A 13,337-nucleotide genomic window follows, 5' to 3' on the forward strand; every position below is an offset into this window, starting at 1 on the left:
CATTTGCCTCGACGGCGTGCAAAGCACCCATGTCCCCGGCATGCTGGAGACATGGGTGTTGTATTTTCCGAGTATGATGACGCGTCCCCGGGCAGTCTGCTTTCGCCGCCTCCGCCGCCTTGTAGAGCAGGGGCGGCGGCCGAGTCCGCCGGCGGGACCAAAACGAACACTGCCTCAGTGGCCGCATCTGAGACAGGTCTGGCGCCTGCCGGCGAATCAGCCGAACCGGCAACCGGCACGGGGCATACCAGTCTCGCCGTGCTCGCCGGCGTGAGAAGCACAGATGCGGCCGTGGCATGCCAAGACACGCCGGGGAAACGTCGCCCGCGACTGACCTGCACCCCCGGTCAGGCCGCCATCATCATGCTCATACTCATTGGCGCGTTATGCGCCAGTTTGGGGCTCCTGATCCGGCAATCCGTCAATCTTGCACGGCTTGACGGGCACGATGCCGCAACCCATGCATCCGTCGCCCCTACCACGGGATCGGCCTTCGCATCCCCGAACGATGCGACACCAGATGCCGGCACAGTCGCCGGCGGGCAGTCGCAAGCAGGGGAAGACGGGCAGAGCGGACGATCCGGTGCCGTACAACAGTCCGACGCGCCTGCGCCGACACCGGCTGCAACGGATGACGGGCGTATCGACATCAACACTGCGGATGCCGCACAGCTGCAAACCTTGAACGGCGTCGGTCCGGTCACCGCGCAACGCATCATCGACTACAGGAATGAGCATGGCCGGTTCTCCAGCGTCGACGATCTGCTCAACGTCAGCGGCATCGGGGCGAAAACCCTCGAAAAACTGCGAGCCCAGGCGGTCGTCCGATGAGCCGGACGTCAACCGGAGTGCGGCTCGATGGCCGCCGCGATCTGAGACTGCTGCCTGTCGCCATTGCCATGTGGGCGGGGGAGCTCGCCGCCTCGGCAGTCTGCAACCGTGCCAACCCCGTTGCTGGCGCCTCCCCGGGTGCCCGGGTATGGACGGCGTCCATGATGCACGCTTTTCTTGTGATTTTTCCTGTCAGCCTCGCATTGCTCGCAGCGATGATATATGCCCGCCGTAGTCTTGCCTGCATTATCCGCACAGCATGGCGGGGCACGGTTCCCACAGGCGCAGGCATCGTGCTGCTGGTCATGGTCCTTACGGCGGGCGGGGCAGGAATACTGGTCTCAAGTGCCCACCAGCGGACGCAACAACGTGATCCAGCCATGCGTGTAGCCCAACAGACGTCAGCGTCGCGACTATCCACGCTTGATATGCGTATCGACACGCCGATGACCGCATCATCGAGACGCGGGGCTGATTGCCAGGCGGATGTCACCATCATCGGTGTGCATGAAACTGCGCGCGTGACACCCTCGCATGCGAGCGCACGGCTGTTTGCCAATGGCGACACCTGTATCAGCCTCGACCACGGCATGCAGATTCGCACACAGGCAAGCGTGAGCCCAGCCGCATTCGGCAGTCGACCGCTGTGGGTGGATGACCTTAAGCACACCGGGATTACGCGCGCGCCGCAACCTGCCCGCTCTCTTGCCAATCGGATGCGCCACAGCTTCGCCGCCGTGACCGCGGGACTGTCGGATCAAGGCCGGATTCTCGTGCCGGGATTGACTTGCGGCTTGCTCGGACAGGATTACATCGGTCCGGGCGCCTTGGAACAGCCGGACACCACGTATGCGGCACGGGTCGAACAGGAATTCCGCACGAGTGGCATCATGCACCTGATGGCCGTGTCCGGCGGACATTTCATTCTCGTCGCCCAACTGGCCCAATGGCTGGGCGCTGCCATCCGCCTGCCGCGCCCTGTTGCCGCAATTGGTGTTATCGCAGCCTATCAGGGGCTCGCCATCCTCGTGTACCCGTCAGATTCCGTGCTGCGCGCCCAGATCATGGGAACGTTCAGTGCCATCGGCATGCTTCTCGGCCGTCCGCCGCAGACCGCCAGCGCGCTCGCATGGACTACGATTATGGTGCTGACGCTCGCTCCGGGAAAATCCGCAAGCTACGGGTATGCGCTCTCCAGTGCGGCGGTGCTCGGCATCACCCTGTGCACCCTGCCGTTGCAACGGCGATTGGATCGCCGACTGCCCCACGCGGCAAGTCAAGCGGTCGCAACGACCCTGTCCGCGCAGATATTCACCTTGCCCATACAAATTCTTATGGAACCGCAGATTCCGCTGCTGTCCGTCCTCGCCAACCTCATGGTGGCGCCGTTTGTCAGCTGGGCCACCATCACCGGGCTGATTGCGCTGATACTTGCGCCTTTCGTGCCGGCTTTGGCGTTCGCGGCCGCATGGCTGGCTAGTTGCGGCACCGCCATCATGGCGTGGACCGCCCGTGTGTGCGCGGCCCCGACATGGACGGCGTTGGCATGGCCGTCCGGCATCCCGGGGGCGCTACTGGCACTCGCCGTGCAAGCGGTCATCGCGTTGCTGCCCGGCATCATCCGTTCGGGTGCGCATGCCATAGGCGACCGTGCAATCCGCTATGGGCTCGGGCGAACGAGTCGAGAGCAACACGAGCGGGAAGCGCGCCGCACCTTCGTGACCGCTGGAGGCGAACGACGGCCGCACCCGCCGATTGCGGGCAACAGCCGTGCGGGTTGCACTCCGGCGGGACGCCCATGGCGGGCATGCGGGAAGATTGGGGTATGGCTTGCCGAAACACGCGGTATGATCGACGACCAATGGCACCGGCACGATTGATGACTTGTCGCATCCCGATACCTCACGCACCCGAAGATGTCCACCGATACAGCGAGATTGGAACCATGGCAGCCACGAAACACACTTTCCCGCCGTTCTGCATTGTCTGTGGCGGGGATTCCTACCTCAACGAGGAAGCCGTACGCGATATGCGTCGACAGGCCTCAGCCGCGCGGCCCGACGCCGAAACCGTGGAGCTCGATGCCTCTACGGCAGACCGTTACGCCTTCGACGAAGCCGTCAGCCCTTCCTTGCTGTCGCCTGTATCCATCGTGACCGTCACCAATATGCAGAACGCCGACGAACAGCTCGGCGACAGCATGGTCGCCTACTGTAAGCAGGCAGTCGCCGACCCCAGGCAGGCAAGCATTGTCATCGCCCAGCATGAAGGCGGCCCCAAAGGCAAACGGCTGCTCGAGGAGCTCACTCGCGCCGGAGCGCGTGTCGACAAGCCAGCCGACCTGAAAAACCCGAAGGCTAAAGTCCAGTTCGTCACCTCGCAGTTCGAACAACGGCACCGGCGGATTGAGCCTGCGGCCGCGCAGCAACTTGTCGCGGTCCTTGGAGAGCGTACTGGCGAGCTCGCCGCCATGTGCGAACAATTGTGCTTCGATTTCGACGATGACCCCATCGGGTTTGATCGTGTGAACCAGTACTTGACCGCCAATCCGCAGGTCACCGGCTTCACCGTCGCCGACACTGCCATGGCGGGCAACACCACACAAGCCATCATCGCCATGCGATCGGCTGTCCAACAGGGCACCGACCCGATCGCGCTCATCGGCGCGCTCGCCCTGAAACTGCGCACCATCGCCAAGGCATCAGCCGTGCGAGCGGGCACCATTTCCGTGGCTGAAGCGAAAACCAACCCATGGGTCATGCGCAACACCATGCGCCAGCTGACCGGTTGGACCTCCGCAGGGCTGTCCGCATGCATCCAACAGCTCGCGTGGGCCGACGAACAAAGCAAAACCAACGGCGGCGACCCCGTATACGCGCTCGAACAAGCCATCCAGCTCATCGCCCGCAAAGGCAGGCCGGCGGCCTGAACAAGAACCGGACACACTGAACAACCAGACATCGAGAACACGCCATGACACACACCATCAATCCAAACGTAAGTTATACCGGTACAACCCATACCAACGTGGGCGGCGCTAACACAGCCCACAGCGAGACCGGCACGACGCTGAGCGTCGAAGTTCCCACCGCCGACGCGATGCGCGCGCTCGGCATCCGCATCGGCAGCATGCTGCACGGCGGTGACGTCCTGCTCCTGTCCGGGCCGCTGGGAGCCGGGAAAACCACGCTCGCCCAAGGCATTGGCGCCGGACTGCACGCCGACGAGCCCGTCGTGTCGCCCACGTTCACCATCGCACGCGAACTGCACGGCCGATTTGCCGACGGTACGCCGGCAACCCTCATCCATGTCGACGCCTACCGGCTGGGTGGAAACGCGTACGCGCCGGGACAAGACAGCGTGGACCGGCTGCTTGACGAGCTAGAATCCATCGGCCTTGACGAAGAACTCGACAACCCGAGCGACAACACCGTGATCCTCATGGAATGGGGCGAGCAAATGGCTGCCGCGCTCGCCGACGAACGGCTCGACATCCACATCGGCAGGCCTTTGCCAGCCGCCCCGCACACTGGCAGGGGAGCGGAAAGCGCCACGCCGGAACTGACTAGCGACGGCATCAGAACCGTCGAACTCATCCCCGTCGGTCAACCATGGCGGCGACGGATTGACGCCATAGCCGACCTCCGGTAAGCGCCGCTCACGTCCTTGCCCGGGCACTGCAAGCTTCAACGCCCGAGCATCACCCGCGCGACAAGAGTAAAGTAACTGAGGATCCGCAAACACGCAGGAGGCACCATGACGCATACGCTGGTCATCGACACATCATATGGTTCGACGGTGGGGCTCGTCGGGCACGAGCCCATCATCGAAACCGACTCACGAACCCATGTCGAACGCCTCCAAGTCAATATCAGCCACGCCTGCGAGCAGGCGAACATCCAGCCGCAGGACATCAGCCGCATCATCGTAGGCACCGGTCCGGGGCCGTTTACCGGGCTCAGGGCGGGAATCGTCACCGCCAAAGCACTCGCTTTTGCGACCGGTGCCCAGCTGATCGGGCAGAACATTCTCGACGCGCAGACGCTACTCGGCCTCCTGCGCAAGGAAGACGGCAGCCTCACATCCATCACCGGCAAACAGGCGCAAGATGACGACCCCGATCCAGACGAGCCGCACAGGCTCATTCTTGCCGTCAACGATGCCAGGCGCCGCCAACTGTACTTCCAGCTCGTCGATGCGCAGGCCTACCTCGACGCGTTGCGCACCTCGCAACCCGTGGAAGAACGCGGTCGTATCGCCACGTTGATCGGCATGGATATCGACTACCCGGACAATATCGTGCAACGGGTGAACGCCGTCGTCCAACAGCTGCGAGAGGCCGACGGGCGCGGCAGACAGATTGACATCATCGTCGACGTCATCGGACATGGTGTCCAACGCTACAGCCAAGCTTGGAACCAGCTTGAACACCCGGGTACCGTCCTCGATGCATCCCTGCCGGAACAAGGCGAACCAGGATTGCGGGCCTTCGCTGAACTGGCCATGACCCAGCTCAACGCGGGAGCGACCCCGGCAAGCGCAGAACCCCTGTATCTGCGCCGGCCCGACGTGTCCATCCCCAATCCGCTCAAACACGTGCTCAACCACGGCGCCGCAACCGCAGCCGACAGCCGTTGACCACGTAGCTGAACTGGGATACAAGACATACGGACCGACAGCCATGATTGTCGACTACACCACACTCGAACGCGAACCGCTGATCGCCACGCTCGCCGTGCTCGAACGCGACCTGTTCGGGCGCGGATCGTGGACAAGCACCATGATTCGCCAAGAACTCGACGCACCCGCGCGCACGTACCTGATTGATATCGTTTCTGATTCCGCCATCGACCATTCGACGACGGCACAGCCCGGAACCCTGCCAATCCGCGGATATGCCGGCTACTGGTACGACGGTGACGACGCTGAAATCATGACCATAGGCGTGGCCCGCCCATACCAAGGCCAGGGCATCGCCACACGGTTGCTGGGCGGGCTGATCGGCCGCGCGCGAACGCAAGGTGCCCGTCGCATCCTGCTCGAAGTGCGCGTCGACAATGAACCCGCACTGGCGCTGTACCGGCATCAAGGGTTCACCACGCTCGGCAGGCGCAAACACTACTATCAGCCGGACAACGTCGACGCCTACACCATGGCGCTCGATTTGACGCCGCATATCGCCGGATTTGCGCTTCCCAGTGATGACGCGACGGACGGCATGCGACATGACCCGTGAGACGCCTGGAGAAACGTACGAACAGCACGAAAAAACAGCAAGCGTGAACGGCACGCAGTGCAACGCATATGATCAGCATCCAAAGGAATCAACCATGAACCAGCCAACCATTCTCGGCATTGAATCAACCTGCGACGAAACCGCCGCAGCCATCGTTCGGGGCAACACTCTGCTTTCCAACGTCGTCTCCTCATCCATGAACGAGCATGCGCGCTACGGTGGTGTCATCCCCGAAATCGCCTCACGCGCTCATGCCGAAGCCTTCGTCCCGTGCGTTCAGCAGGCGCTCGCGGATGCCGGGCTTGAGCTTTCCGACGTCGATGCGGTTGCCGTGTCCGCAGGCCCTGGGCTGGCAGGCTGCCTCGCCGTCGGGGTTTCCGGAGCCAAAGCGCTTGCATGGGCGGCGCACAAGCCGATTTACGGTATCAATCATGTCATCGGGCATATTGCGGTCACGCAGCTGCAATTTGGCGCGTTTCCGCCGGACACGCTCGCGCTGATTGTTTCCGGCGGGCATACGTCACTGCTGCATGTCGAGGATGTCGCGCGGCATATTGATGTCGTTGGCACCACGCTCGATGATGCGGCGGGGGAGTGCTTCGACAAGGTTGCGCGCCTGCTGGGATTCCCGTATCCGGGTGGCCCGCATATCGACCGGCACGCGCAGCAGGGCAATCCACATGCCATCCGCGTGCCCCAAGGGTTGACGCAAGGTAAGGCCGGACGGGAGCATCCGTACGATTTCAGCTTCTCCGGTGTGAAAACCGCTGTCGCCCGGTGGATCGAGGAGCAGCAGGCCGAAGGACGTGCCATCCCGGTGGATGACGTGTGCGCGTCGTTGGCGGATTCCGTGGCGAGCGTGTTGGCTCGAAAGGCAATGCACGGATGCGAACAATACGGGTCGAAGACGTTGATCGTCGGCGGTGGTTTTTCGGCGAACTCCCAGCTGCGAGCCAAGCTGCTTGAAGAAGGAGAGCGTTGCGGGGTGGAGGTTCGTATCCCGCAGATCAAGCTGTGCACAGACAACGGGGCGATGGTCGCGATGCTTGGTGTGAATCTGGTCGAGGCTGGAGTCAAGCCGTCCGACCCGGATTTCCCGATCGACTCGGCCATGCCGCTGACGACGATCAGCGTGTGAGCGGGTGAGCGGGTGAGGATGCTGCCGGGGCGACGAGGCCGACAGTGCCGACGGGCTGCGGGCGTGCACGCGAGGTCTTGCTCTAGTCACGACTACGCGTGCACGATGCAGTGAGAACGGTCAGCGGACGGTGTCTGATTGAGTCCGAATGATTGCAATGACTTGCGACACGCCGAATGCCAGCCCGATTTGCATATCCGCTCGACACGTGTAGTATATATCAATTGTGCGCGGGAGTTAATCCCACGGACAAAGCGAAAGCAGATATTCCTGCGTAGCTCAGTTGGCAGAGCATCCGACTGTTAATCGGACGGTCGCTGGTTCAAGCCCAGCCGCAGGAGCTCCATCAGCCCCCGGGTCACCGGGGGCTGTTTCCGTATCACCCTCATGTACCTTCCGTGACTGCTCCGTCAGCGTGTCGTCCAGCAAAGTCTGGGGAGGTATGCACCCGTATTGTTCATTGGGCGTATAGGAAAAACGTGGTGCTTTAGACTTCGTTCTTTGTGGGCGTATAGGCCAACAAGTGTTCCAATGCCGGTGCTCCTGTAGCTCGCAAACCGTGCGTCACACCTTCTGCCGACGCGGCATATAGGAGCCAAAGTTATTGCTTTAGACTTCACGTTCAGGTGTTGAAGACGGGCATGTGCAGGTCAGTCCATTCGATTGAGGTGCCGGGTTCCGGCTTGGCGCTTTTCATGTAGCATGCCCATTCGTATGCGAGGACACGGTGTCGTCCGGGAAGGTCGCGTGTCGTGCCTGTCGTCCTGCAACCCGGGCACATCCAGCGTTGGCGCCCGAGCCGGTCATGGCCGTTCTTCCCCATCCTGTTCCCAACGTATTGTGGTTTCCTTTCCTTTTGGGTGGGGGAGGAGGGCGGGTGTCACCCTGTTGCGCGTTGGTGCGTAGCTATCTGCGTTATCTGTAGTACCTGCTGGAAACCATCTTGCGTATCTGTGTTCGTCAACACCTGATATCCGAAGTAGGGTTATTGATATTCTGCGGCGAGTACCTGCGATGTTGAACATACATGAACACAAATAGCGAAGATGCGGTCGGGGAGGTACTACAGATACGCGAGATACGCATCTCCAATACCACAGCCATGCGTGTTAACGATTCAGTCCGGGACGCGCGACGGTCAATCACGCCTGGCATGCCTGCATTTCGACTTCGCTACGCCTATGTGGCATAAGCGTGTCTCGATTGAACTCAACAATACGTGTATTTCCTCAGCGAATACCTGTCGATCTCTCGCATGACAGATTCCCGTCATCGTCTTCGCACAACCCGCATCCAATACTCCCGCTACAATACTCAGCAACGCGCAACGCTAGCGTCATCGATGGAGGCGGAGATGGGGAACGGCCAGCACACGTGCAAACTCATGGATTTTTCGTCGCTGTTTGACCAGCGGATTCTCGACCGTGCGTATGGGTACCGTGATGCCGGCATGGTCACCGATATCAGACAATCCACGGATGACGCCGATTTGTGGCATGCGCAGGTGGCGGGCTCGCTCGGATTCTATGATGTCGATATCCGCATTCACGGTGGTGCGGTTATGTCGGCCGCGTGCACATGCCCCTACGGCCAGAAACACTCGTATTGCAAGCATGTGGGTGCAGTGCTCCTGACGATTGCGGACCAGCAAGATGAGCGGCTGGCAGATGCCGCTCTCCCGAACGACGCTTCGGAGGCAATTCGTTGGTATTGGAATGATCAGTTTCCGGGCGCGAATGGCTGGAAAGCCGTTGATGCGTTGGACGAGCAGGATTGGAAAGCGGTTCGCCGCGTGCTGGAAACCGCTTTGGGATTGCCTGATTCACAGTTGCACTTGGTGTCGTTGATTCGCGCGAACGATTCATACACCAAACGGTCATCGACTTCTGCCCAGAGGAGCAATCAGACGAATGCAAACATACGGTTGCTGGTTCCGCTGTTCCACCCCACAGATGTTGCACAGCTGCCTCACGGTTGGTTCACTTTCCTTGAAGCCGCATATGAGCGTCTTGGTGATCGCGAGGGACTGCGGCACATGTACAGCAGGTACATCCTCATGGCCCGCACCCTGCCCGAAGCGGTGTACGTGCAACGGCTTCGCCAGGTCTCGGGGGAGCATTGGCAGGAGGACCGAGATGCCATCGTTGATTTCGCATCCCGGCATTCGCTGGAGATTTCCTATGGCGGAAACAATCCGGCATATGAACGATTGCTACGGGAAGAGCATTTGCCGCAAGCTGCCGCAATATATTGCCGGCACAATGCGAATCCCCGGGTATTGCTGAATCTGCTTGATCTGGTGGCGCAAACCGATCCGGAACGGTGGAAGGACCGGGTGTGCACGATGCTGCTGCAACCTGATTCGGAGTTCTACCGAGTGAATAACGATACCTCAGTGCGTTATGTGGCGGCGTGGATCAGCAGGATTGAAACGGTGTTCGGTGAGGAGCTGGCCCATGAATTGGCTACTCAGATTGTTTGCATGTTTCCGCAGCGCGAATGGTTGCATACGCGGTTGCTACCGTACTACGGCGTCGCGGAGAGCGAGCAAGAGCCGGAAACAACAGATGAAGATACCGATGACTCTGACGGCGGGAATGAGGAGAGCAATGAGCAAGAACAATGACTTCCATGATGAGAATTTCATCGAGGAGCGGCCAAACGGAACTATGGAATCGTTGCTTGCTGCGACGATGAGCTACCGGTTCGGGTACCGTTTTCTCCAGCAGGATCTGCTTACCGACCCCCAGTGGGAAACGGTCAGAGATATTCTTGAACGCTACTTTGGGATGAAGGATGTCACCACCGCGTTGCGCTACGCAGCTGAGCGCGTACATGATGGGCTGCAGCGAAATCCAGGCGTGCCAGGGCATGCGCGTTTTCGGCAGGATCTGGACTCGATGCTTTGCGCTGGCGAGAATGATTATCGCAAGGGTACCGGTGGCGGCGTTGCCGGTGATGGCAAGGTTGGCAATACCGCAGAAAATACTGTCCCTCCAAGCCCGGGTGAGATTGCCAGGCGCGGCCTGCCCGGAGGAGTGTTTGACGTATTGGAGGCTGCGTATGAGCATTTCGATGACAATGAAGGCTTGCTCAGAATCGCAGTGTACGCGATTGTGTCCGATATCGTTCCCGCGCACCGCTACCTTGCCATGGCGAAGGACCTCGCCGGCGATGAATGGCCGCAAACTCGCGATTACATTGTCGAACTGTTCGAAGAATTCGACAACAAGGTATTCATCGGGTATGACAATCGCAGTGTCGCATACGAACAGTTGCTGGTGCAGGAGCAGCTGGGTGATGCCGCGTGGCATTATCTTCGTCGGCGGAAGCCTCCCGTCGGTGGGTGCGAGCCGATTTTCCTGAGCGATAGTGTCGAGAATTGGGACTCTTTGTTCAGTACGCTTGCGCCGGTTGCGGCGCTATCTCAGCGCGATGCGGTGGTCTCGATGCTGATGCATCCGTTGCAGGACGCCGATGGCGATCTGCTCCATGAGGATACCGAGAAGAACCGGGCGAAGATTCAGCGCATCTTCAGGCAGTGCATACGTTTTGGCGCTTGGGACCGTGCGGTACAGGAGCGAGAGCGGTTACGGATGATGTACCCACGCCGCCCGCAACTGCAAATGATGCTGGATAATGCGTTCGAGGAGCATGATGACGACGTTTCATGGGGGCGGGACAGCAGGTGACAAGCCCGCACTGCTGTATTGCTGTGATGTAATACAATAATACAGTATGCTGCTTGCTGACATGCAGGCCTGTTTGTTGTCTCAACTGGTATTCCGCCCGCACTGTTATCCAGCTTCCCCTCTCTCGTAGTGTTTCTTTGATGTTCAACTTGTTGCCATCTCCTGTTCGCGACGGGTAGGTTTTCATGCCTTAGCCTGCCGGCAGGAGGACTGCTCACGTATAAGACTGTTGGAATTGGGTATCATCCGAAAGCCAGCGATATGGCTGCAGCGATCGAGCACGCTGCGAATGAACTTGCCGCGCAAGGCCATCGTGTTGTGTCGTTTTCTGTGACGGGCAGCGCCAAAGCCATTGTGCTCGCTGAAAGAGAGTCCGATGATGCCTGCACGGGGAAGGATATTCATCATGAATACTAACCTGCGCAGGGCGCTGCTCATCTTCGGTGTCATCGGCATCGTCTTCGGGGTCGTCGGTTATATCGGCCTTCTGATTGGCGGCAATTTCGGTGCGTTCGCCAAGGGCATGACCCCTGGCATCCTGCTTGGTCTCTCTGCACTGGTGATTATCGTTGTCACCGGCAGGGGGCAACGGCACGGCGACTGAGTTTACAATCACCGGTGTATGGGTTGAAGCACATCGGTGACTCTTGACTCTTCGCATGTTTGTGCCAGTGACACTGTGCGCTCAACAAACTGTGGAACTAGAACACCCTCGCAGTTGTTGCCGCTTGTCAATGATGGACGCCATGATTATGAGCCCTGCTTGGGTAGAATCAGTGAACCTATCTTGTCACGACAGGTGGGTTCGGTCGTGACCGGCTTTCGGGCTGTCCGAACATACGAACACCTTACGAACACCATGGTGGCTTTCAAGCCGGTCAGACTGCCGAACTTCATACGCACTGTATTGCATTGCCCCCTACTTCAACACCGAAATGTATTATGCCATGTTACGGTTTTTCAGAAGTATGATCCATAGGTGTTCATCTCGACCACTACTCTGTCCCCATCAACTGCATATTTCCCCTCGACCGAGAAAGTCTCGTACCCTGTCCACATTCTGCGTATTTCCTTGTTGAAGTCATCCGGTGCCTCGAACGTGCGTTTCACCCTTCCGTCATATCTGGTGCTGTAAGTCCCATCTATGCTGACATTGTCGATTGTCGGATAGAAATCCATCGACCAGCTGATGTTGCTGATGGCGGGATCTTCACCTGACCAATAGATCGGTGTGAAACCGAAAGGACATGCTTCGCTCCTCAGCGTCTTCATGGTCGCGCATTCATTCAATGCGCTTCGCATCTCCTTTGAGATTGCGGCTTCCAAATCCGCATTGGGCTCCACGTCAATCTCCCTGTCAAACAACAGGGTGTTCTCGTTTGTACGAATGGTCACTGTACTCGTATTGAAATACCGCCCGACATCGGCTTTGACGACATACGTTCCCGGATAAGCAGTAAAAGTCAGCGTCCTGTCATCAACGACATGCCCTGTGGTTTCAGCTTGTTCCGCGTTAAGCTTCACGTCGTTGACAAGATAGTCGTCCTGTCCTTTGGGCGCACTAAAAGAGACCTGCTTGAGTAGCGGCCTGATGATTTTCCAATTGTCGAAGACCATATATCGTGAACCATCCGGGGCAAGTATAATTTCGTCACTGCAGGTTTCCCCGTTCAATTCATATGAGATATCTACAGCCAATGTCTCGTCGGAACGTGGGCGAATCGAAACGACGCGAGGCTCGGAGATTCTCGAGGATTCAGCCCGCCCAACCTTGTCGGTGAGCATCGCTCGCTTGTTTGCTTGAAGCCTGGGCTCTGCGAGTTGTGTAGCACGCTGATAGTTACCAGAGGCGATTGCTGCAAGGTATTCATTGACAAGGGTGTTTGGGCTGAAAATCGTGCGAGACAATACTGTGTAGCATCCGTAACCAGCAGCAGCTACTACTGCGAGAACAACCATGATAATCATCATCTTGTTCCTGAACAGTTGGTGCAACCGTGCCCGAGTCGTGGTGAGTAGTGCTGATAAACGTCCGGGTATGGATTGCTGCTGCCCAACATCACCGATGGTTGTCGGCGAACCGCATCGCGGGCAGGACGATGTTGGATGATCAATTGAGAACTTACATGTGTTGCAAAGCATATATTCCCCCTGGCCATTATCGTGTATGGATCATTCCATATGGTCGCGGGCGGATATCCGTCCGACGATGAAGAACAGCTTATCCAAAATCAGGGACCCATGGGAGGAACAGATCTGGCACAGTGCGATAAATGCAAATAGAATACTCGAAGATATCGGCGTGTCGGGATGATGAGAGGATTTTTGTTGTTGTTTTGTGTGTGGTGTGTGGTGTTTTCGACACGCCGGTGTTTGCTTGTGTTTTGTAGGGTTTGTTGGGTGGTGGTTGGGTGGTTGGTTTGCGTGGGTGGTGTTGGTG

The 13,337-nt window shown here is 58.9% G+C and carries 12 protein-coding genes, 1 tRNA gene and 1 pseudogene; 12 read left to right on the plus strand and 2 right to left on the minus strand.

The features are described 5' to 3' along the window. Window positions 1–177: 177 nt before the first annotated feature. The 12 genes from ACTQYB_RS06220 to ACTQYB_RS06275 all read left to right on the plus strand — a co-directional run bounded on the left by ACTQYB_RS06220 (window position 178) and on the right by ACTQYB_RS06275 (window position 11,501). A complete protein-coding gene (locus tag ACTQYB_RS06220; RefSeq protein WP_441482154.1) occupies window positions 178–831 on the plus strand; it encodes a ComEA family DNA-binding protein in 654 nt (217 codons plus the stop codon). After that, complete coding sequence (locus tag ACTQYB_RS06225) at window positions 828–2,711, plus strand: ComEC/Rec2 family competence protein (protein ID WP_441482155.1); 1,884 nt, start codon at window positions 828–830, stop codon at window positions 2,709–2,711. The genes ACTQYB_RS06220 and ACTQYB_RS06225 overlap by 4 nt, the downstream gene beginning before the upstream one ends. 65 nt (window positions 2,712–2,776) lie before the next feature. Continuing rightward, complete coding sequence (gene holA / locus ACTQYB_RS06230; RefSeq protein WP_441482156.1) at window positions 2,777–3,760, plus strand: DNA polymerase III subunit delta; 984 nt, start codon at window positions 2,777–2,779, stop codon at window positions 3,758–3,760. Between the two features lie 170 nt (window positions 3,761–3,930). Beyond that, on the plus strand, window positions 3,931–4,482 hold the full coding sequence (tsaE, locus tag ACTQYB_RS06235) for a tRNA (adenosine(37)-N6)-threonylcarbamoyltransferase complex ATPase subunit type 1 TsaE (protein ID WP_044098754.1): 552 nt from the start codon (window positions 3,931–3,933) through the stop codon (window positions 4,480–4,482). 105 nt (window positions 4,483–4,587) lie between these two features. Next, on the plus strand, window positions 4,588–5,469 hold the full coding sequence (gene tsaB, locus ACTQYB_RS06240) for a tRNA (adenosine(37)-N6)-threonylcarbamoyltransferase complex dimerization subunit type 1 TsaB (RefSeq protein ID WP_441482157.1): 882 nt from the start codon (window positions 4,588–4,590) through the stop codon (window positions 5,467–5,469). A gap of 43 nt (window positions 5,470–5,512) precedes the next feature. Further along, window positions 5,513–6,067, plus strand: coding sequence for a ribosomal protein S18-alanine N-acetyltransferase (gene rimI / locus ACTQYB_RS06245; protein WP_033507450.1), 555 nt, complete (start codon window positions 5,513–5,515; stop codon window positions 6,065–6,067). A gap of 94 nt (window positions 6,068–6,161) precedes the next feature. Continuing rightward, window positions 6,162–7,205: a tRNA (adenosine(37)-N6)-threonylcarbamoyltransferase complex transferase subunit TsaD gene (tsaD, locus tag ACTQYB_RS06250; RefSeq protein WP_441482158.1), complete on the plus strand. Its 1,044-nt coding sequence runs from the start codon at window positions 6,162–6,164 to the stop codon at window positions 7,203–7,205. A gap of 268 nt (window positions 7,206–7,473) precedes the next feature. After that, window positions 7,474–7,546: transfer RNA gene (locus ACTQYB_RS06255), tRNA-Asn, on the plus strand. A gap of 1,013 nt (window positions 7,547–8,559) precedes the next feature. After that, complete coding sequence (locus ACTQYB_RS06260; RefSeq protein ID WP_441482159.1) at window positions 8,560–9,831, plus strand: SWIM zinc finger family protein; 1,272 nt, start codon at window positions 8,560–8,562, stop codon at window positions 9,829–9,831. Beyond that, window positions 9,815–10,897: a hypothetical protein gene (locus tag ACTQYB_RS06265; RefSeq protein ID WP_441482160.1), complete on the plus strand. Its 1,083-nt coding sequence runs from the start codon at window positions 9,815–9,817 to the stop codon at window positions 10,895–10,897. The genes ACTQYB_RS06260 and ACTQYB_RS06265 overlap by 17 nt, the downstream gene beginning before the upstream one ends. Window positions 10,898–11,158: 261 nt before the next feature. After that, the gene (locus ACTQYB_RS06270; protein WP_412170727.1) at window positions 11,159–11,314 is read left to right on the plus strand and encodes a hypothetical protein; all 156 of its coding nucleotides are present in this window, start codon (window positions 11,159–11,161) and stop codon (window positions 11,312–11,314) included. Continuing rightward, complete coding sequence (locus ACTQYB_RS06275; protein WP_441482161.1) at window positions 11,304–11,501, plus strand: hypothetical protein; 198 nt, start codon at window positions 11,304–11,306, stop codon at window positions 11,499–11,501. Before ACTQYB_RS06270 ends, ACTQYB_RS06275 begins: the two co-directional genes overlap by 11 nt. 356 nt (window positions 11,502–11,857) lie before the next feature. Here ACTQYB_RS06275 and ACTQYB_RS06280 read toward each other — a convergent pair whose 3' ends face one another. Together ACTQYB_RS06280 and ACTQYB_RS06285 are read right to left on the minus strand one after the other, a co-directional pair. Next, complete coding sequence (locus ACTQYB_RS06280) at window positions 11,858–12,868, minus strand: hypothetical protein (protein WP_441482162.1); 1,011 nt, start codon at window positions 12,866–12,868, stop codon at window positions 11,858–11,860. Between the two features lie 201 nt (window positions 12,869–13,069). Then, window positions 13,070–13,337: pseudogene (locus ACTQYB_RS06285) on the minus strand (hypothetical protein); the annotation flags it as partial.

It is taken from the genome of Bifidobacterium sp. LCP19S3_E9 (assembly GCF_052121135.1).
Lineage (GTDB): Bacteria > Actinomycetota > Actinomycetes > Actinomycetales > Bifidobacteriaceae > Bifidobacterium > Bifidobacterium thermacidophilum.